This window comes from Ekhidna sp., from assembly GCF_963691765.1.
Classification (GTDB): domain Bacteria; phylum Bacteroidota; class Bacteroidia; order Cytophagales; family Cyclobacteriaceae; genus Ekhidna.
The window spans coordinates 705965-729048 of sequence record NZ_OY829375.1 but is presented as its reverse complement, the minus strand read 5'-3'; the positions used below and the strand labels follow the sequence as shown (position 1 = coordinate 729048).

The following is a 23084-nucleotide window of genomic DNA, read 5'->3' as shown; positions in this document are numbered from 1 at the left end:
TACCCTTTTTCGAGTCCTAGAGGGCTAAAAACACCCTTTGAATCAATTTTGATAGTACTTGAATCAATTTTGATATTCAAGGTTCATAGGTGCGCATAACATTGCAATGTGAGTCGCATGATTCATTAACGAATGTTTTAACCGAAATAAATTCCTATGAAAAATCTAATTAAAATCTTAGTTCTAATTTCTGTAATCGCTATTGGTTGTGAAGGTCCAGAAGGCCCTCCAGGCCCGGAAGGCGCAACTGGTCCGACTGGCCCCATTGGTCCTATTGGTCAAAATGGTTCAGACGGACAAAACGGGCAAAATGGTCAAGATGGTGAAGATGCAGATGTGACTCAATATAATTATCCAGGATTCACTCACACGGGTGTTTTTGTTCAATTTGCTATCCCTAAGTCTTATGAAGAAATCAGTGAGAGTGTAGTTCTTGGATATGCAGAATATTCAGGATTTTGGTATCCTATTCCTGGATACGTACTTTCCACCTATGAGTATAGAATTTTTATAGATGAAGGAGATACAAGTAGTGAAACTGCTTTTAACATGGTAAGAGTTGAGGGAACAGGAGATCAAACTTTTACAGCACTTAGAATTTTGGTCATACCAGCTATTACAGTCACAAATGGAAGAAACGCAGGAATAGATTTTTCGGATTACGAAGCAGTAGCTGAGTATTACAATCTCAACAACTAGCTCTGTTTAATCCTCTTTATTTCTGGCCTCTTTTCATTATTTGGAAAGGGGCTTTTTAATTTCTTCGACATTACTAATAGGCTAATTAATTCAAGTCCACTAAAGACTTTATCCATAATTTTTTTGATGATTATGACTCATTGCTAGAATCGCAGTTAAATTGCGCGAGTTGTTGTTGTCGAATAAGCATTTAATATTAAAGTTGAAGTACGTCTACATCTTTCTGATAACATTGATTTGTGCAATTAGTGTCAATGGTCAGGAGTTTGAATTTGCCAGATTGACTGAAAGGGATGGATTACCTGTCAATAATACCTTTTGTTTTTTGGAGGATGACCAAGGCTTTATTTGGATCGGTACAGCAAGTGGACTATGTCGATTCGATGGATATGAGATTAAGTCTTTCACACAAAAAGAAGGATATAAGATTTCGGATGATGTGATCACCTCGCTCATGCAGGATTCTGAGGGGATCATTTGGGTAGGAACAGATCGCGGAGGCATGAATCGTTTTGATCCGCAAACGGAGACATTTACTACTTATCAACCTGATCCGCTAGATAGTCAGACTATTGCTGGAGAGCGAGTAAGGATGATTAAGGAAGGCCCGGATGGGGCTCTTTGGATCGCCTTTGATAATGGATTTGGCTTAAGCAAGTTCGATAAACGCACAGGTATCTCTGTCAATTATGATCCTTTTGATTCACTTTCAAGGGATGTGAAAGCTATTCGTAGCTTAGTCCTTGACCAATACAATCAGGATATAATTTGGCTCGGAACAACGAAAGGACTCATTCGCTTCAACATCAAAGAGGAGTCTTTTGAGAAAATTGATCATCCACTTACATCTATAAAGCGAGATGGAATTTTTGGCCTGGACCAGATAGATGAAAACCGATTGATTGTAGGTTTCTTCTCGGCAGGAATTGATATTTATAACATTAAAGAGCAGGCATGGGATAAAATATATACGGATCCCTCGGAGGTTCTTCGAATCTATGACCTATCAAGAAAATCTGAAAATGAGTATTGGGTTTCCGCTAGAAAGAAAGGGCTGGCAATTTATAATGTTGAGCAAAGAAAACTGAAGTTTATCAAGTCATCTCTTGATAACCCTCTTACCCCTTTTCCTGGATTTACGTACAGTGTGTATGGAACTGATGATAGGGTTTGGGTCGGTGGAAAGCATGGTGTTTCATATTCTAACAATGAATCTCAAATTTTTCCTTTTGACTCGATTCCGTTTACAAACCCTGATTTGGGTCAATTGTCAGATATCACAGGGAAAAATGAGCACATCTATGCTGTTGGAATTAATCTAGATGGAATATGGAAGAAAAATAAAATTACTGGAGAAACTGAATTTCTTTCTTTAGATGAAAAAATCGGAGGACTTTATGGTATGGTTGAAACAGACAGCTCTCTTTACCTGTATGATTTACATCAAAAAATTTACGAGTATGCTAAAGCAGATGGCTCGATCACTGAGGTCAATACAGATGCAATTACCAGTTTCATAAGAGAATTGAATGAATGGGATGAATCTCACGCAATCATCTTAACCTCTTATGGCAATGCCTGGTTGTTGGAGTATGGCACCAATAAACTGACAGCGCTTTATAGCCCTGATGAAAGCGAGGCTGACTGGCAATTTGATGTGCTCAAACGAAAAGATGGTTCATTGTGGTTTGGAGGTACGAAGGGGATTACGGAATTTAAACCAACTACGGGCGAGTCGGTCAGAGTTACATTGGATATTTTGGGCGGTGAACTACAAAGATGCTTTGCACTAACCAGATCAAAAGATGATGTCATTTGGATTGGCACCAATATAGGATTGGTCAGGATGAAGGAAGACAGTTTAGAGTTGTTTGATAGAAGTTCTGGTCTCGATGGAAATTCGGTCTCGCAGATTGTTTTTGACAAGGACGATAATATGTGGCTCAATACAGATAGGGGTTTTAGCAAATTTGACCCCTCGACAAAGGAATTTATCAATTACGACCAATCACATAAAATAGATTCTGAAGGGTTTCTAGCTGTAATAGATGGGGAGGTTCACTATGGAACTTACGGGGGGTATTTTAGTATTACAGGTCAAGAACCCATTGAGAAGAAAAGAGACCTTCCAGAGGTTCATCTTTTATCTTTTAAAGTCGCCCATGAAGATGTTCGTTCGGAAAAAAAGATTGACTATCTCGATGAACTTCAGCTAGACTACTGGGAAAATTCCTTTTCAATAACTTTTTCAACTCCTAATTACCATCGGCCTGAAAGAGTCAAATATGCTTATCGATTGGTTGGTCAGGATAAAGATTGGATCTTAAACGACTACCGCTTTGCGAATTATACCAATCTCAAAGGAGGCGAATACACTTTTGAGGTAAAAGCCCAAATTCCAGGTGGTGGATGGGGAGAAGTTAAATCTTTGAACATCTCGGTAGCAACGCCCTATTGGAAGACCACATGGTTTTACCTTCTGATGGGTGCTTCATTTTTTGCGTTATGTTTCGTTATCTATAAGGCAAGGGTTGGTGTGATACAAAGGAAAGCAGATCAAGAAGCGCAGGAACTACAAATCGAAGCATTGCAAAAGCGGTTGTTAGATATCAACCTCAATCCTTTTGATAGGCAGCTGGATTTTCAAGAACTTAATCAGGCACTTAACGAGCCCCTTACCCAAAGGGAGTTTGAGATTCTAGATTTAATTATTCAGGAAAAAACCAACACTGATATTGCCAACCAACTATTCATATCAAGAAGTACAGTGAAGTTTCATTTAAGGAATACTTACAAAAAGCTTGGGGTCAATAACAGAAGAGAGGCTCTTGTCTTCGTAAATAAAAATCTTTGATTAAGCTTCAAATAAGGGGTTTTTGATAAAAACTATCCCCCGGGATAGGTAAATTCTAGCCCGGGGGTCAGGCAATATTTTTCTATCCATTCATAAGGTTTGTCGGAAATTAAATCGCAATACAATGACACAAACCTTAGTTTACAAATTTTTGATTTTCACTTTTTTGGTAGCGGTATTGAGCTATATATCCTTTGCTCAAAGCACCTCACTTACGTATGGGAATACTGGCAACCTTTCGCAAGGAGCATCATTCGAAGCAGACATACCTGTATCATCACGGCAGGCCGACATTAATGATGTTACATTTAGCACGGATGGGTTAAGCGTCTTCATTATCGGATCTGATGGTGGTGGACTAAATGCAAAAGTCAATCAATATTCACTTTCTTCACCATTTAATCTTGCTTCCTCATCATCCTACCTTGGCGATTATACCATTTCAGGGCAAGAGACCAATCCAAAAGGAATAGCGTTCAGTGATGATGGACTACAAATGTTTATAGTAGGGAGTTCTGATCAGGTAAATGTCTATGATCTATCGACTCCATTTAGCATTGCCTCGGGTGTTGTGCATGCGTCTTCACAAACTGTGGTGTCTAATCTCACTTCAATGGCATTTGGTGAAGATGGAGCGAAACTCTTTGTTATTAGAAATTCAACCAACAAAGAAGTTTATCAGTACGATTTATCAACTCCTTATGATATAAGTACGATTAGCTTAGATGGTACTTTTAATGTTCAAAACGAAGCTTCTAACCCTCAAGGCATTGCGTTCAATGCTACAGGGACGCAGATGTTCATCGTTGGGCAGTCTTCAAAGTCCATTTATCAATACAGTTTGAGCAGTCCGTTCAATCTCACAAGTGGAGCTTCCTATGATGGAGTATTGTTGAATATAGCAGCCCAAGAACGTTTCCCGAATGGGATTACTTTTAGCGCGGATGGCTCAAGGTTTTATATAACAGAATCTCAAAATCAAGACATCAATCAATATGCCATCCCCGCAGATCAATTTAGAGAAGGCTCCAATAATGATGGTAGTGTAGATGGTTTTCTCACCATTCAGTTGGCAGGAGATGCATTTACAAGTGCTGGCGGTACCTTGTCTCATGGAACAGACTATACTGTCAATAATTCTCCGGGTGGTCTTACTCCAAGTCTCGATGTAGATGCTTCAGGCACCATTGCTACTTTAACATTCACTGGCAATGCGACGGACCATCAAGACATCAACGATGTGTCCGAACTAGCTATCACCTTTACAAACGCTGCGTTTGTGGGAGCTGATGCAAGTAGTGTGTCAGGTGTGAATGATCCTACAGGTGTGGGAATTGATTTCCGTGACAATACTCCATCCATTTTTTATGGTAATGGTTTTGATCCTACTCAGGCAAAATATTTAGATGAAGCTATCGATGTTTCTTCCATTGATAGCCAGCCATTGCAAATGAGATTGAGTACCGATGGTACAAAATTCTACTTGCTAGGAGGTGCAACAAAAGCGATACATCAATTCACTCTTTCTGCTCCATATCAAATTGATAATTCGATGACGAGTGATGGAGCACCGTATGATCTAACTGGTCTAAGCACCAATATTTTCGGATTCAATTTCAACAATGATGGCTCGAAAATATATCTGCTGGATAACACAACCGATGCTGTCTATCAATATACTCTGACCACACCATTTGATGTTACAGGGACCGTAACCCTTGATGGTTCTTACACGGTGGCCGAAGATGGTTTTCCTCTCAGTATCACTTTTGATGCATCTGGCAACAAGATGTTTATAACAGGAACATCAGCTGATCAAATAAGTCAATACAGCCTCAGTACTCCTTTTGATGTATTAAGTACGGTAAATTTTGAAGGGGCCTTGAGTGTTGCGAGTGAAGAAACCAATCCAGGGCGAATAGAATTTGCGAAAGGAGGTACGCAATTATTACTTATCGGTAGCAGGGGTGATGATATAACTCAATACAATTTGTCAGCACCTTTTGATATCACACTGGATATAGCGGTAAGTTCCACTTTTTATATAGGTAGGGAAGATTGGAGTCCTTCAGATTTTGTCTTCAATGCTGATGGATCAAAGATGTTTATGCTGGGTAGTGGTTATGACAAGGTGTATGAATATGATGTAGATAAAGGTGGTTATTCCGAAAACAGCGCCAATGATGGTGGCCTGACAGGAACGATTGATATTTATCTTTTTGATGAAGTATTCAACAATGCCGGAGGCACGCTATCTACTGCAAACTATTCGGTTGGTAATCTTCCAGCAGGACTGAGCACAGAATTGTCTGTGGATGCTAATGGAATAGTTGCTTCTTTATCTATTGATGGACAGGCAAATGATCATCAGAATATTCATGATGTATCTAATCTTATTTTGACATTCAGCGATGGAGCATTCTTAGGTGGAGATGCATCTGAGGTTATGGATGCTACTGCATTTGATACGGGCATAGGTATTGACTTTAGAGACAATAATCCAGCATTGTTTTACGGGAATCCCTTAGCTCTTAACCAAACTACATACTCTGGAAATTCGGTAAGCATAGGCGGACAAGAAAGCAGTTATGCTACAGGAATAGCATTAAATGCTGACGGTACGAGAATTTTTATGGCAGGAGGTGATGAGTCTCAGATTTTTGAGTATAGCCTTTCAATACCATATGACCTAGCCAGTACATTCTCCTATACGGGTAATTCTTTAGATCTATCTGTCAATGCAGACTCACCTGAGGATTTGGCATTCTCTCCTGATGGAATGCGCTTATTCATCACATCAATTGATATGTATGAAATAGTACAATACAATTTATCGAGTGCATTTGATCTTTCTACTGCTACATACAGTGGGAATAGCTATAACGTTTCTTCTATAGATCAGTCCGTTTATGGACTTGCATTTAGCTATGATGGATCGAAAATGTTTTTGGTAGGTGAAGATGGAAATAACATTTACCAATTTAGTTTACCTACACCTTTCGATCTATCATCGGTAGTTTTAGAATTCACCTATTATGTAGGCAATGAGGTTTATCCTTCAGGGATCTCCATTTCGCGTGATGGCAGACACATCATCGTGGTGGGCAGTTCCGATATGGTTAGTTATACTTTAAACACACCTTTTGATCTTGCTGATGGAGCTACATATAATGGGGTAGACTTTGATTTTTCAGGCCAAGACACTTATGGGACTGGCATTGCTACCTCTTCAGAGGGAGATAAAATATTTGTGCTGGGCTCCGACAATTTTATCATCAGTCAATATGATGTAAGCGTAGGTGGGTTCAATGAAGTCGTAGCAAATGATGGTCAATTGGAAGGTTCACTTACCATTCACGTTGTGGATGATCCATTTAGTAATGCAGGAGGATCTTTTGTTTACAATACGGACTATTCCATTGGAAACCTGCCATCAGGACTTACGCCTACTTTGACAGTAGATGCCGATGGATATTCTGCGGTACTTACGATTGCTGGGACAGCAGATTTACATGGAGACTTACAAGATGTCGATGGACTGGTATTCACTTTTAGCAATTCTGCCTTCTCTAACTATACTGCCAATAATGTTCAATCAGCTATTGATAACAATAGTGGGGTAGGTATAGACTTTTCTCCATACACAGAAAGTGATATCACTTCATTCACTTTTGATGGTATAGACGGAGATGCCGTCATCGATGCGGCTGAAACTGCTGTTGACGCGGTGGCTTTGGCAGGGACTAATATTGCGGCTCTCACGCCCACAGTAACTGTCTCGCCAGGTGCTACTGTTTCTCCAAATACTGGAGTTGTACAAGATTTCACAAATTCACTGGTGTATACAGTTACTGCTGAGGATGGGACCATCACAGAGTGGGATGTTGTTGTAACCGAAGCCATTGCTACGCCTACTGACATCTTACTTTCTTCTACTTCAGTAGATGAGGGGAGTGATGCAGGAACCGTGGTTGGAAGTCTTTCTGCACTGGATGAAAATTTCAATGAGGGCTTTACCTTTTATGTAGTAGCTGTTCTCGAAGATGACGATTGGAGATCATTTGCGATTTCAGAGAATAATTTGGTGACTACAGACTTCATCGCACTTGACTTTGAAACTAAAAACACCTTTACATTCGATATTTCAGTGCAGGATCAGGATGGAGAGATATTTGAGAAAGAATTTACTATTACCCTTAATGATGTAAACGAAGACCCGACTGACGTATCATTGGACAACGCAGCCATTGACGAGAGCAATCCATTGGAAACAGTTGTTGGGGCTTTAAGCACAATCGATGAAGACGAGGGACAGATGCATTCTTACACCCTTGTGTCGGGTGATGGTGATACTGACAATGCCTCATTCGCTATTTCAGGTGGTAATCTGGTAAGTGCTGAAATCTTTGATTTTGAAACCAAGGATAGTTATTCAGTTAGGATTCAAACCAGCGATGGCAATGGTGGAACTTATGAAGAAGCGTTTTCGATAGCTATCAATGATTTGGTTTCGCAAATCAGTTCTTTGACTCTCAGCAATGAAGATATCGATGAAAATGAATCAACAGGAACCAGTGTGGGAAGCTTTACAACATTTGGTGAAGATCTTTCGGGCTCCTACACGTATAGCTTGGTGTCAGGCACTGGTGATACTGATAATTCATCTTTCACCATCTCAGATAATGAGTTGCTAACTTCTGAAAGCTTTGATTTTGAAACTAAAAACAGTCTGAGCATACGCGTTAAAACGGATGATGGTTCATTGGAAAGAGAAGAGGTCTTTACGATATCCGTCAACAACGTTTTTGAAGCACCAACCGGCATAGAATTAAGTACCAGTACGATAGAGGAAAATAACTCAGCAGGCGATCTAATTGGGTCATTGACGACAATTGATGAAGACGAAGGAGAGACGTACACTTACGCGATCGCAACTGGAACAGGAGATACGGACAATGCCTCATTTACGATCTCTGGAGATCAACTAATTGCTCAAGATGTATTTGACTTTGAAACCCAGTCAAGCTATTCAGTTCGTGTGGAGACAAACGATGGAAATGGCGGAACCTACCAAGAGGTATTCACCATTTCAGTAACCAATGAGAATGAAAGCATTACTGTACTTAATCCAATTGCAGATCAAAGCTATAATGAAGGGTTCGCTACTTCTGACATTGACCTTGCAGATGTATTCGTAGACATGGATGGTGATGAGCTCAGCTTTACTGCTATTTCTGGAGATAATTCTGTGGTTACAATAGGGGTTTCAGGGACTGCATTGACTGTCACGGAGGTTGGTATAGGCACATCGAATGTCTCTGTGACTGCTGATGATAGCAATGGGCTATCTGTCACAACAACGTTTACAATTACGGTCACGGAGACACCGCTTGGATTAGAAGATGATTTAAGTCTTTCGATATATCCAAACCCAGTTTCCAATATCCTGAATGTCGAATCCAGCAAAGCATTTGAGGTAAGATTGACGGATGTAAATGGTAAGATTATGGATAAAGGACAAGGTAAATCCATACGCATGAATATTGAAACCCTTTCTGAAGGAGTGTACCTTATCCTTATTGATCAAGAAGGACAAACCATCAAGAGGCGAATAATAAAGGCAAACTAAGGAAGCATTAGCTAGGTATAGCTATTGCGATTAAGGTCGGCTCTTCGGGTCGGCCTTTTTTGTTGTTCAAAGTTGCGATGGAGGGGGTGGAGTGAGTCGGGTGAGGGAGGAAAGTATTAGCTACAAGGTTGTGTTATTTGGGAAGGGGCGAGGGGTTATGCTTGAGTTGTATTTACATATTTGACAAACCCTTCAAGGGTAAGAATATCATTCCTGTATTCTTTTGGAAAGCTCTTCATGTAAGCTTTGGGAATTACAAGCTGAACACCATACTTCTTCATCTCTTCAAGTTGATTTTTCGAAATTCCTTGCTGAAGAGTGAATAGATGTTTAGTTCTAATACGATCTGCTTCGTTAAGAATCTGTCTCCATCTGTCTTTACATGTTGTTTTGGAAGCCAGTAAGATTAGTTTGTTTTCTTCAAAACTTGGGTTATTGTAAGATTCTATGTTTGGAAATAAGAAATCAGGCTTTTTATTATTTTCAGTTGTTACCTGAGTTTGGAAGGTTAATTTAAAAACTCTAAATACTTCTTCAAGATGATGTTCGAGAGATTTACCTGCTCTGCTTTTCCTTCGATTTAGAATAGTATTAGCGGTTTTCACCAAGTCTTCAACAGTAGGGAAGGGAGCTCTAATAATTTCTGAATATCTGTCGTTTTCGATGGTTTTAAAAAGACTATACTCTGCTTCCAACCAATTAAGAATTTCTCTGTCTGGATTTAATTTAATATGGTTGGAAGAAATGTCGTGAGATGTGAGATAACAGTTTCTTGCACTTGTAGCTAATTCTATTGTGGTAGGAAAGTCAACATCCAATGACCTTAGATAAGTTACAAAACATTGGAGTAATCTATCTTCAGCAGATCGCTCCAGCTGTTTTGGGATTATTGCATTTGTTTCTGTCGACGAGATGTTAAGTGCAGCGAAGAAATCTTCAATATCTTCATCGCTGCTTAGTACGTAACCTTCAAAAAATTCGGCTGATTTTTTGACGAGAATCAATAGGTCACCCACGTTATCATCGGCTAAAAATGGAAATCCTTTTCCAAACCTTGTAAGTCTATACTCATTTCTTGTTCCAACACCGTAATAAATGAAGCGGCTTGCAGTTTCAAAGTCATCATGCCATCTTATTGTAACGTAGTGATCCTTATTTGATCCTTTTTCACCGGGAGTATCAAAATATAAAGGCCACGAGTTTTTGTGCAAATGAAATCCCGCCTGATGGCCTCCGGTCTTGCCCGTGTCGTTTGGCTTAATGAATTTGCTAAATGCAATCTCAGCCTGCTGCGCCGATTGTATTGCCTTCTCTAATATGCTCATCTAATTTAGCTAATTCGTTAACAATGTTTTCACCAACAGCTTGCATTAGCGGACTTACAACTGAGTTGCCGAATTGCTTGTAAGCTTGGGTATCAGAGACAGGAATTACAAATTCATCTGGAAAGCCTTGGAGTCTTGCACATTCCCTAGGAGTTAATCTTCTTGGGTTTTGATCATCTTGGGGAATTAATACTTCAGATCCATCTTTATAATATCTAGCACTAAGTGTTCTGGCGATTCCGTCCATATCAACAAGTCCAAATCCAAATCCATTCCCCTTAGCCTTATGCTTGGCCGCATAATCCTGTAAGTATTTCCAAAGCTTATCAGACAAAGTATATTTTGGTTCAGGGCTTGGTTCTAGGATATCTTCTATTGCATGAGTTACCGCAGGCATTGTTGGAAATTTAAATTCTTCTTTCCCCTTGTATCTATCTCTGTCAAACCCAACGATAACAATTCTTTCACGATGTTGTGGGACAAAATATTTACCGTCAAGAATTTGAAAATGAAGGTTGTATCTGAGCTTCTTTAGAGTCTTTTCAATTACTTTGAATGTATTCCCTTTGTCATGAGAAACTAAATTCTTGACATTTTCGAGAAGGAAGGCCTTCGGCCTTTTTTCTTTTATTATTCTTTTAATGTCAAAGAATAGAGTGCCTTGAGTCTCATCCTTAAAGCCATGAGCTCTTCCGAGACTGTTTTTCTTAGAAACTCCGGCTATGGAAAACGGCTGACATGGAAATCCTGCAATTAAAATGTCATGCTGGGGAATTTCCTTTTCATTAATCTTGGTAATATCTCCAAAAGGTACTTCACCAAAGTTTGCATGGTAAGTTTTTTGAGCATATTGATTCCATTCAGATGTGAATACACATTTTCCTCCTAAGTTGTGAAATGCTAAGCGAAATCCACCTATTCCAGCAAAAAGGTCGATGAACTTGAATTCACCATGTTGGTGAGGCGGAAAAGGAATATCCCATTCAAAAGGTAAATAACCTTGAAAGTATGGTTCATTAATAACCGAAGGATCAATTGACTGACCATATTCAATGGCAGGTTCTTCAAAATAATGGGCTACTCCGTTATGATGACTCTGAAAATAATGAGTTAAATGGGCAAGTTCTGTTTGCTCAGGTTTCTTGACCTCAATATTAAATTTTTCTTTTACCTCAGAGTATTTGGGCATTCTTTATTTTATGAATTTCTTGATCAATTGCTAACAAACAAAAATCGCAATTTTTCTTAACTTCTTCTGTCCAAAATCGAAGAACCTTCCATCCCGATTTTTCAAGATGTTCATTCACGATTTTGTCACGCTTAATATTTCCCTCAATTTTCTTCCACCAAAATTCTCGGTTCGTTTTGATTCTCAATTTTTCAGTCTCCCAGTTCCTTCCATGAAAATATTCGCTATCCACAAATACAGCTAGTTTGTATTTCTTCAAACTGAAGTCGGGCTTACCAAAAACGAATTTTGAGTTCCTTCGGAATCTGTAACCTCGTGACCAAAGTTCTTTTGCAAGTTTCACCTCCATCTTGGTGTTCTTGCTTTTTATGGCCTTCATGTTTCTAGTTCGTTGTTCGGGAGTATGAACGTCCATGTTTAAATTTACAAACTCTATGAAGAGAGGACAATATTTTGACTCTTTTGGGGATTACTGTTTTTTGATAAAAACCAATGTGCTAAAATGTGCGATGGGTCTGCGTTTCGGTATGAAATCTAACAAATAGTGTAACACGCAATCGCGTGTTTTATTTATCTTCCAAATAAGGGAATTACATGTGCTACTAGATCACAAACCTCAATCTCCAACTACCCCGAAAGTTACTTTCATGCTTCATTCTTTGTATAGTCAGTCACGGAACTAATTTCCGAACCAGAAGAAGGCCTAATGCAATAATTTCATCGTAGCATTGTTAAATTATCTACTGTTATGACCAGAAAAGAATTTGTAAGACTATGTGGGGTATTGGGAGTAGGATTACCCTTGCAATCCGTATTTAGCTCATGCAAGGATGATTCCATTTCAACTAATCCTGGTAAAGTGCTAATTATTGGGGCAGGCGCTGCTGGACTTTCTACTGCTTACTTGTTAAATCAGAGAGGCATAGAATTTCAAATCTTGGAAGCATCAAACGCACATGGAGGCAGAATGAAAAGGACCCTCGATTTTGCAAATTTTCCTATACCATTGGGCGCAGAGTGGTTGCATGTTGAGAGGGGTATTTTTGATGAAATTGTCAATGATTCATCAGTTGATATAGGTATCAAAACAACACCCTATGATCTCGAAAATGATTATGGATTATATGATGGTGAGGAATTAAGCATTGAGGATCTTGGATTTGAATCTGATCAAAAATTTGTCAACGCCACCTGGTTTGATTTTTTTGAACAATACATAGTTCCATCAGTAAAGGACAGGATCGCTTACAATAAGGTAATTGAGACAATAGACTATTCTGGAGAGCAAATATCTGTTAGTGCTGCTGGCGAACAATTTACTGCTGACAAGGTGATCGTTACAGTTCCAGTGAAAATACTTCAAAATGAATCGATCAATTTCATTCCTGAACTACCAAGCAATAAGATTGATGCGATAAGAGACGTAACAGTGTGGGATGGATGCAAAGCGTTTATCGAATTCTCAGAGAAATTTTATCCTGCAATTGTCGAGTTTCGAATACAGCCGCGCTCGGCAGGGCAAAAGCTATACTATGATGCTTCTTACGGACAAAATACGAATCAAAACATTGTAGGTCTTTTTGCTGTGGGTACTGGGGCTCAACCATACATTCAACTTTCTGATGAAGAGTTGATTGAATATATCCTTGCTGAGTTGGATGAACTATCTGATGGGAAGGCATCGGAAACCTACGTTAAGCACATATTTCAAAATTGGAATGCAGAGCCTTTTGCAAATGGTGCCTATGTCTATGATAGCGAAAACTGGAGAAGAGTCCGAACCTTAGGTGAGTCAGTTGGTGATAAACTTTACTTCGCAGGAGATGCGTATACAACAGGTGATGATTGGGGAAGTGTTCATACTGCTGCGCGATCCGCTAAGCGAGCGGTTAGTGAAATGCTTGGATGATGCAGCAGGCACTCAAAAAGCTTCGCATTTTCTACCAATTATTAAGTGCCTAACCTTCACCGCAACCCTGTCACATTCCAATATTCTCCTAGCTGGGCCGATAGTTGCTTTCGTACTTATTCTTTGCCGTGTATAGGTCATGTATGGTTCGCTTAGGTAGATTTTGCGTCATAGATGAATAGTTTTAAGAATGACTAATTCTAGGGTTCTCAATATCAGTACGAAAATGTACAGATCGTTATTTTTTGCTGCCTGTATCACACTCGCAATTTCATCGCACAGTCAAATTGTGCCTGTTGGAGACGGGAGCTACACGAGGACCTTTCCAGGAGTAGATCAGGCGGGAAGAAACGGATTCCCATCCGGCACACCACAAATCTCGGGGACTGTAAGTGACAAACCCGTACCGACGAACGATTGGTGGTCGAAGCTGATCAAAGAAAATCACGCGGATAACTTGTACAATTACCCCTTTTCCATGAAGACGCAATCTGAGGGACTGGTTGTTAACTACATTCCTTGGGGAGTGCAGGGAGACGCGCAAGCAATTATTGTAGGCACATCTGGACTTAGTGAAACGAATGCAACGGTAGCCGATTATTCGGATTGGACCGTGACGATGGATTGGGGTACTAAATTTCAAGCGACTTCCGGAATTGGGATGCCCTTTCTATACTTCGAGAAACAGGCTGGTCAGACTGCATCTGTTCAAATCAATCAGGGAACTGTGAGTGTGAACAATGAAATGATCACCGTTTCAGGGTCAGGAAATGGGGCAAATTACATCATCTACGCACCTATAGGCAGTACCTGGACTGAAAATGGAGAGGTCTATACTTCTACATTGAACGGGCAGAATTACTGGTCGCTGGTTATGTTACCTCAAGGGGCTACGAATGTATCTACACTCGCTAGCGAATATCAAAAATACGCTTACGTATTTCCCTCCAATACTACAGTCAATTGGACATACAATGAAGCTACTTCCATGTTGAGAACTGACTTCACCGTCTCTACAGATGTAAAAGAAGGGGTAGATAACACCGTGCTAATGGGTCTACTCCCTCATCAATGGCGACATTTATCATCGGATTCACCTACTCCTCAAGAAGAAACTTATTCTTCTGTAAGGGGTGAGCTCAAGATGCTGGCCGGAAATTCTTTCAGTACTGAATATTCATTTCATGGAATACTTCCAACACTTCCGTATTTGTCGAATTATAGTGATGGATTTGATTTATCTGCGCTTTATGATAAGGTCGAATTGATCCAGAACGATCAGTTGGCAACTTGGACAGACTCATACAATGAAGGGCAAGTAATGAATCGATTGATTCAGACTGCTAGAATCGCACATAAAATGGGGATGACGGAGGCGCGAGATAAAATGATAGCGACAGTCAGGGAGCGACTGGAAGATTGGCTCACGGCTGAGCCTGGTGAGGTTGCCTTTCTTTATTATTACAATGACGACTGGACAGCTATGCTTGGATATCCAGCCGGTCATGGTCAGGACAACAATATAAACGATCACCATTTTCATTGGGGATACTTCATTCATGCAGGTGCTTTTATGGAGCAGTTTGATCCCGGTTGGGCTGAGGAATGGGGGCCGATGATCGATTTGCTGGTACGCGATGCTGCAAGTCCGAATAGAGATGACGAGCTTTTCCCATTCTTAAGAAATTTTAGTCCATATGGCGGACATTGCTGGGCGAATGGATTCGCCAGTTTCCCACAGGGAAATGATCAAGAGTCCACTTCAGAAAGTATGCAGTTCAATTCGTCGTTGATCCATTGGGGATCCATTACCGGAAATGATGAAATACGAGATTTAGGGATATACCTATACACTACCGAGCAAGCCGCCGTAGAGGAGTACTGGTTTGATATTCATGAAGAAATTTTCCCTGAAAATCAATATTCGTTGGTTTCCAGAGTGTGGGGAAACTCTTACGATAACGGGACTTTCTGGACTTCAGATATTGAAGCTTCTTACGGGATCGAGCTGTATCCCATCCACGGAGGGTCCATGTACCTCGGCCACCCGCTTGACTATGCAGAGAAACTATGGGCGGAAATTGAAGCCAATACTGGCATTTTAAGTAATGATGATAATGTAAACCTGTGGCATGACGTCATGTATCAATATCTGTCATTTATAGATCCTCAAAAGGCCATTCAATTGTATGATTCTTATCCTGATAGGAATTTGAAATTTGGTGTTTCTGATGCCCAGACGTATTACTGGATTCACGCGATGAATGCGATAGGGAAAGTCGACGCAACCGTGACAGCCGACCACCCAATTGCAGTTGCGTTTAAACAAGGTGAAGACTATACCTATGTTGCTCACAATTATTCCGATGTCTCTGTCGATGTGAATTTTTCAACAGGGTATACGTTGACAGTTCCTGCCAATTCTATGGCCACAAATCGCGACAGTGACATTTCTGGAACGATTAGTACAAGTTTTGAGAGTGCATATCCTGGAGGAAGTGTGGAACTTGAAGTCACGGTAGCTGGTGGGACGCCTTCCAAAGTAGAATTTTATGACGATGGAGTACTTCTTGGAGAATCGCTAAATGAGCCATTTGTATTCTCTGCAGGAGATCTTGCTTCAAGGGTTCATGGATTTTATGCCAAAATATATGATGGTGAAGCCTTTGGTGTTACCAATGTTGCATCGGTTGTAGTAGGAGAGCAGCTTCCATATAATGACATTGTTCATGCCATACCAGGTATTATAGAATCAGCTCATTATGATTATTATGAAGGTGGTAATGGACAGGGGATTGCATATTCAGACGTTTCACCTGGAAATAACGGTGAGTTCAGATCGGGTGAATCAGTAGACGCTACAGAAGTAGATGGAGAAGGTGCTACTGTCGGTTGGATATCTGCAGGAGAATGGCTGGAATATAGCATCAATGTGAATCAATCAGGAGTATATGATTTAGCTGTTCGCTATGCCTCTGGAAATGCAGCTGGTGGAGGACCATTTTATCTTGAAATCAATGGGAATCCAGTTAGCGAAAACGTCCCAGTCCCATCGACTGGTAATTGGAACACTTGGAATACATTGACAACTTCGGGAGTCGAACTGGTCGAAGGAAATCACATCTTAAGAGTAGTGTTCGACAATGGAGAGTTTAACCTGGGAAAAATGAACTTTACTCGCACAGGAGACCTTTCGTATGGACCTCCTATTGCTGACGCTGGGGATAATATTAATGTAATCCTTCCAGCTACATCGACAACATTTGATGCGAGCGAGAGCTCAGATCCTGACAATGACGTACTGTCCTTCCAATGGGTTCAGATCTATGGGCCTTCGGTTGCTGAGTTTAGCGACGATCAAATATCCAATCCGGTAGTTTCTAATCTTGCAGACGGAGTTTACAAGTTTGAACTGACCGTTAGTGATGGAGAATATGCTTCAATAGATGATCTTCTTGTGATTGTTTCAGAAACCGGAAACTCCAATCCCAACGCCAATATCACCTCTCCTTTAAATAATAGCGCATTTAGAGAAGGCGAGGATATTCTAATCGAAGCAACAGCAAGTGATTTGGATGGCACGATAACGAAAATAGCGTTTTATGAAGGTGAAACACTACTTGGCGAAGATACCGACGCACCATTTAGTTATTTATGGTCCGGTGCTGAAGTAGGTGATTATTCGCTATCTGCGGTAGCTACTGATAATGCGGGAGGAACAGGTACTTCAGAAGTTGTTGCGGTTAGCGTTGAAGAAGTCTTATCATGTTCTGAGACCTCCAATGAGTCCCTGGAGGGAGTATTTAACGTGGGGTACACAGCGACATTTGAGAGTGTTGGCAATAATGTGACTGTCACGTTTGAACTTCTGGATACAGACAAAACCGGAATTGTGGCATTTCTCTGGAATCAGGACCCATTCTCAGAGGTACAAATGGATTTTGTAGAAGGAACCACGTTCTCTAAAACCTTATCAAGCCTCACGCCAGGTGAGCAGATAAGTGTTGCATGTAAATTCGCATATGCAGGCGGCTTGTCTGTGACGAAATACATTCAATACACGGTAGGAAGTGATTGCAGTGGTGGTGGCGGAGACGATACTGAAGCTCCAACCAATTTCACGGCTACAATCGGAGATGTAGATTCCAGAACGATAGAACTGGTACTGAATGCAAATGACAATAGTGGTACAATCATTTATGAGGTCAATTACAATTCCGAGACGGTACCGACTACCGGTTCTTCTGGCAGTTCCAAGTCATTGGTCATCAACAATCTGAATCCCAATACTTCTTACGAATTTTCTGTTGTCGCTAAGGATCTCTCGGGAAATGTCGCGTCAAACAGTCCGATACTTCTCAATGCCTCTACTACAGAGGATACCAATAGTTCTTGCTCTGGAACTGACACAGAGGCCCAGCAAGGGAATTTTTCGGTTGGATACAATTATTGGTTCGAAACGGATGGTACAAATGTTACCATGACCTTTGAATTGTTGGACGAAAAGGATGGAGTTGTGGCTTACCTCTGGAGACAGAATTCTTTTGCAGAATTCTCGATGACCCATGTAGAAGGAAGAACATTTACAAGGACTATCTCAGACCAGACACCTGGTGCCACCATTGCATATGCCTGTAAGTTTGCCTTTGCAGGTGGGCTCGCAGTGACCAAGTATTTTGATTACGTAGTAGGAGATAACTGCTCTGAAGATGAGGATACGACCGCTCCGACCAATTTTACAGCTATAACAGGAGCAATTACGCCAAGCTCGATTGAATTATTACTAAATGCCACTGACAATTCCGGAGATGTCATTTATAAAATCACCTATAGTGGTGGTTCTGAAACAGTAACCGCATCTTCAGGCATAGAAGAATCTGTAATCATCGATGGACTGAATCCTGATACAGAATACAGCTTCACTGTTACGGCCGTTGATCCAAGTAATAATGAAGCTGCCAATAGTCCTTTGACTGTTGAGGAAACGACATTGGATTCCGATGATACTACGGCACCAACCAATTTTACAGCTCAAAAAGAAGCGATTACAAATACTTCCATAGTGTTTGAATTGAATGCGGAGGACGACTCGGGTGAAGTCATTTTTCATGTAACCTACGATGACGAAGAAGAATCGATCACCTCAGCATCCGGGGAAGTGAAAACGCTAATCATCGATGGGCTGACAGCAAACACGAATTATTCTTTCACCATTTCAGCCAAAGATGCAAGCGGCAATGAAGCTGCAAATAGTCCCCTTACCATTGACGCGACAACCTTGGAATCGGAAGATAACAGTTCGCCAACCAACTTCACGGCGCTTGTCGGGGAGATCACAACCACCACCATCGAATTACAACTACATGCAATTGATGATTCTGGTGAAGTTTATTATGAAGTATCCTATGCGGATAAGGAAGAGAACGTAACATATGCATCTGGTGAGGAAAAATCAATGATAATAGATGAGTTAACTCCTAATACAAATTATTCTTTCACCATTTCAGCCAAAGATGCAAGCGGCAATGAAGCTGAAGACAGTCCATTTTCTATTTCGGCAACCACAGATGCAGTAGTGTTAGGAACAGAGACAGAAAGCATTACAGTCTATCCAAATCCAGTACGCACAAGTTTAACCATCGAATGGACAGACTTTCTGTCTGGCACCATTTACAGCCTAGCGGGAGAGAAAATGTTAGAGTCAACACAAAAATCAATTTCAATTGAAAACATGCAAGCCGGTATTTACATCTTGGAGCTAAAAGGAGTGAATGATCAATTGGTCAGATTGAAAATCGTTAAGGAGTAAACTATCAGACAATCGTCACTGGCGAGAAAATTACTTTCGAGCTGCATTCATTGTTTGGAATGTAAGGTAACTAAGCTCCGCGCATAGATGATTTCACGGCATGGTCATCCAATTTCACTATACCTCTAACTTCCTACTTTGAGAAATAGGGTTAATTTTAGATTACTACTATGAGGAGAATCCTAACCACCCTCTCTCAAAAATGGCCTGAGCATTTGCTGGAAATTCTGGTGATTACAATTGGTGTCCTTGGAGCATTTGCGCTAAATAATTGGAATCAGTCTAGCAAAGACAGGGAAAGGGAGCAGGCCATATTAGGGCAGTTGAAGACGGAGTTCACTTCCAATCTAAATCAGCTAGATGAAAAAATGGGCATCAGAGATCGCATGCTGAGATCGGCATTTGCACTACTGAACAACATTGATCGGCCTGAGATAAGAATTTAATACTCTTCAAGTTCCCTTACGATCGATAATTACTGATCAATTAGCTTTCAATTGAAAATTACTTCAGAGGTGAATCTCCTGTATCGAAACTCTGTATTAAAGTTGGGTCGTCAATCTTCAAAATTGGTTGATAGACTGAGTGCTGTAGCATGATTTCTATGTCTCAGATGGCAAGTGCCTCTAGCCTTATTTGAATCATCTAAACTAGCAATTTGTATTGCACATACAAGTAGCTTATTTCAGAATCACCTTTATTAAATATTTACTTTCTAAGTCCTTTATGTTACTCGGATTAGTAAAATTTAGATTGTAAGTTTTCCATTCCTTAGTGGGAATAATTACTCCACTATCTGTTTTCAGGGGCATTATGAAATCTTTGATGGTGTTTTCCCATCTAAACCTATAGCCCTGATCCACTTGACGGACAGCTAAAACTGGAATGTTTACTGTTCTTAAATATTGATCAAAGAAAATCGAATAGTCTTTTTTTAAACCTTCACTCAAATAGTTCAGCAAACGATCTGTGTCAATAAAAGAATGTCTAAAGTCTTCTTGGATACTTTTTAAAGTTTCAAACCATAGCTCATCATCAGATACTATATGGCGTAATGTGTTGAGCATTAAAGCTCCCTTGTAGTATTTATCTTCGATTCGATAGTGAAAATGGTTAACTCCCTCAATACCGACGATAGGATGGTCGTTTTGGATGTCTTCTTTTTTTACGTTCAGGTATTCTTGACCTAAATCATACCCAAGTGTTTCTTCAATGTAAAGCGATTCCGCGTATGTGGCAAATGCTTCATTGATCCAGATGTGTGCATTGTCAGTGATACTAACACTATTGCCCCACCACTCATGCGCGGCTTCATGCAAAATCAATCGATCATCAAAATTTTGACCAACTGCAACACAACTTTGATGTTCCATAGGATATGGTGACTGAACTAACTTAAAGCCGTCTTCCCAAAAAGGATAGGGACCAAAATAGTCTTCATATACTTCCAACATTTTTGGTACCATTTTAAGCTTTTTCTGAGCCAAGTCTTGATCCTGCTTTAGGAAGAAATAATCAAGCGCAAGTTTTTTCCCATTTCTACTTGAATACTCCTCAACACTGTTTTTGTAATTGCCAATGTGAACTGCAATGTTGTAGTTGTTAATTGGGTTGCTAACCGTCCAATGATAGGTCAGCTTTTCATTAATCAAGGAGTCAATTTTAGTTAGGACTCCATTGGAAACAGCAACTAAGTTATCAGGGACAGTAACGCTGATTGAAGCACTGTCTGGCTCGTCGGATAGGTGGTTTTTTGAAGGCCACCAACCTTTGGATCCGTATCCCTGGCAGAGCGATTGAAGGAATGGTATATTCTGATCGTCTGTTTGCCATATGAAAGCTCCTGCCCAAATATCGAAATTCAAATCGAGGGGCCTTCCTTCATAACTGATTACAATTGAGTAAGTCCCACCTGCTTCCAATGGGTGTTCAAAATTGACATATAGGGCATCTAAATCCCTCTCATACGTTAGCTCTTGATCATTGAGTCTGATGCTGTTAATATTGAGGTGTTCATAAAGATCCAGACGGATTTGCGAAGAGGATCTAATCATTTTGAAAGTGATCCTTGAGCTTCCTTTTAATCGCTCTTTTTGAGGATCGATCTCTACATCCAAATCATAGTGGCCAACATCGTAACATTGGTAATTGATGGACAAAGAACCAAAAAGTGTATCTGCTCTATTGAATGCATAAGTGCTATGATCACCGATTTTCAGCAATTTGTTGTCATTCAAAGGCGCTAACTTGTTTGTTTTTTCTGCAATGGTTCCAATGATTGGCTTACTAGAAAAAGATTCTTCTATAAGCTGTTGATCTTTTGAAACACTTTTAATGTCATTAAAATATTTCCAGTATGTTGAATCATATGGTTCTTTTCTGTTGATAAGTCCTTTCTTCCTTTTCAATTTATCAGGTGAGATATTTGGTACATTTTGCGTTTCCACATTGTTGATCAAGAGTTCTGTCGAAAACGTGGCTTGTGAAGAAATTATGTTTTTGGTAAGATCGTAACATCGAAAGTCAAACCTCCTAAAGGAGTAATATGGATATAGTTCCCCATTGACCTTTCGATATTCGTAAGCCTGATGATCTCTAATTGCACCACATTTCTCTCCACCAGTATTTATCCTCTTCCAGGCATAATTATCATGATCGGTTTCTTCCGACATCAAAATCAGTTCGTTTTTGTAGACGGAATAATCTTCAAGATCAATAAATAGTCGTAGCTCTCTTCGGGGGTTGACATTGGATAGTACATAAACCATCCGATCATTGAAGTATGTTATTTTCTCTATCTCTAAGGGCAACTTCCAGATAGAAGTCTTATGTTTCTTAGCTAGAGGAATCAAATTAATGCCATTGTTAAGAAGTAAAAGCAAGTGATTGTGCCCATCCTTGGTGGCGATAAACTGATCCGTATTTTTCTGCTTGTCATATACTTTCCTGAATTGAGGAATGACTATTTCCTTAAAACTTTTAGTCAGACTGTTGTCATATACTTCTACCGCACATTCCAAGACACCTGTTCTTTGGGAGTTACTAGTATGAATTTCTCTATAAAATCCATCCAATCTAAAAGGATTTGTGGGGTATCCATTTTCGTTCTTAATTTTTTCTAATGCCAGATTGAATATGTCGTCTGCGGTATAACGTCTTTCATTAACAGATACTTCTGAGAGGTTTATAACGGCCTCCTGCAGACGGATTATTAATTCGCTTGCCAATTCATCTACAATACCATAAAAATTCTTGTATCCCACATGAGATATAGTTAGTGTATCACTTCCGAAATTGGAACTAACATTCAATTGAAATTGGCCTTGTTGATTAGCAATTGTACCTATTGTCTTGCCTTGAATGAAAATTGAACAGAAAGGAAGCGGTTCTCCTGTTTCAGCGTTCAGAACAGTTCCCTTAATTATTTTGAATTCATTCTGAGCTTGTCCTGAAAGAAATATGAAGATGCATACCAGTACTAAAAGTGATTTCATAGGTTCTTTTTGATATGTAATACACTTGAGAATGCCAGTCGTTCATTACATATTAGGATGTAGATTAAATGCTAATGTTAAGTACACTCCAAATTACCTACAACATTCAGATATAGCACATGTATCCTTCTTACAATAATTCGATATCAGATAGCTAAGCAAATACATGTGCTATA

10 protein-coding genes are annotated in these 23084 nt (G+C 40.0%); 6 read left to right on the top strand and 4 right to left on the bottom strand.

The window, feature by feature from the left end; all coding sequences use genetic code 11:
* Positions 1-156: 156 nt before the first annotated feature.
* From ACY650_RS03410 to ACY650_RS03400, 3 genes are all read left to right on the top strand, one after another.
* Positions 157-699, top strand: coding sequence for a hypothetical protein (locus tag ACY650_RS03410; RefSeq protein ID WP_462251755.1), 543 nt, complete (start codon positions 157-159; stop codon positions 697-699).
* Positions 700-901: 202 nt separating this feature from the next.
* Positions 902-3553 (top strand): ligand-binding sensor domain-containing protein, encoded by a 2652-nt coding sequence (locus tag ACY650_RS03405; protein WP_462251753.1) that lies wholly within the window; start codon positions 902-904, stop codon positions 3551-3553.
* A 124-nt stretch (positions 3554-3677) separates the two neighbouring features.
* The gene (locus ACY650_RS03400) at positions 3678-9182 is read left to right on the top strand and encodes a T9SS type A sorting domain-containing protein (protein WP_462251751.1); all 5505 of its coding nucleotides are present in this window, start codon (positions 3678-3680) and stop codon (positions 9180-9182) included.
* A 155-nt stretch (positions 9183-9337) separates the two neighbouring features.
* Here ACY650_RS03400 and ACY650_RS03395 read toward each other — a convergent pair whose 3' ends face one another.
* Genes ACY650_RS03395 through ACY650_RS03385 form a run of 3 tightly spaced genes read right to left on the bottom strand, consistent with a single transcriptional unit; the run spans position 9338 to position 12111 of the window.
* The gene (locus ACY650_RS03395; protein ID WP_462251749.1) at positions 9338-10507 is read right to left on the bottom strand and encodes a type II restriction endonuclease; all 1170 of its coding nucleotides are present in this window, start codon (positions 10505-10507) and stop codon (positions 9338-9340) included.
* Positions 10464-11696: a DNA (cytosine-5-)-methyltransferase gene (gene dcm, locus ACY650_RS03390; protein ID WP_462251747.1), complete on the bottom strand. Its 1233-nt coding sequence runs from the start codon at positions 11694-11696 to the stop codon at positions 10464-10466. Before dcm ends, ACY650_RS03395 begins: the two co-directional genes overlap by 44 nt.
* Positions 11680-12111, bottom strand: coding sequence for a very short patch repair endonuclease (locus ACY650_RS03385; protein ID WP_462251745.1), 432 nt, complete (start codon positions 12109-12111; stop codon positions 11680-11682). Before ACY650_RS03385 ends, dcm begins: the two co-directional genes overlap by 17 nt.
* A 333-nt stretch (positions 12112-12444) precedes the next feature.
* Between ACY650_RS03385 and ACY650_RS03380 the strand changes: the two genes are divergently transcribed.
* The 3 genes from ACY650_RS03380 to ACY650_RS03370 all read left to right on the top strand — a co-directional run bounded on the left by ACY650_RS03380 (position 12445) and on the right by ACY650_RS03370 (position 19860).
* The gene (locus ACY650_RS03380; RefSeq protein ID WP_462251743.1) at positions 12445-13605 is read left to right on the top strand and encodes a flavin monoamine oxidase family protein; all 1161 of its coding nucleotides are present in this window, start codon (positions 12445-12447) and stop codon (positions 13603-13605) included.
* A 226-nt stretch (positions 13606-13831) separates the two neighbouring features.
* Positions 13832-19414 (top strand): glycosyl hydrolase, encoded by a 5583-nt coding sequence (locus tag ACY650_RS03375; protein ID WP_462251741.1) that lies wholly within the window; start codon positions 13832-13834, stop codon positions 19412-19414.
* Between the two features lie 170 nt (positions 19415-19584).
* Complete coding sequence (locus tag ACY650_RS03370) at positions 19585-19860, top strand: DUF6090 family protein (RefSeq protein WP_462251739.1); 276 nt, start codon at positions 19585-19587, stop codon at positions 19858-19860.
* Between the two features lie 234 nt (positions 19861-20094).
* Here ACY650_RS03370 and ACY650_RS03365 read toward each other — a convergent pair whose 3' ends face one another.
* Complete coding sequence (locus tag ACY650_RS03365) at positions 20095-22908, bottom strand: M1 family aminopeptidase (protein ID WP_462251737.1); 2814 nt, start codon at positions 22906-22908, stop codon at positions 20095-20097.
* Between the last annotated feature and the right edge of the window lie 176 nt (positions 22909-23084).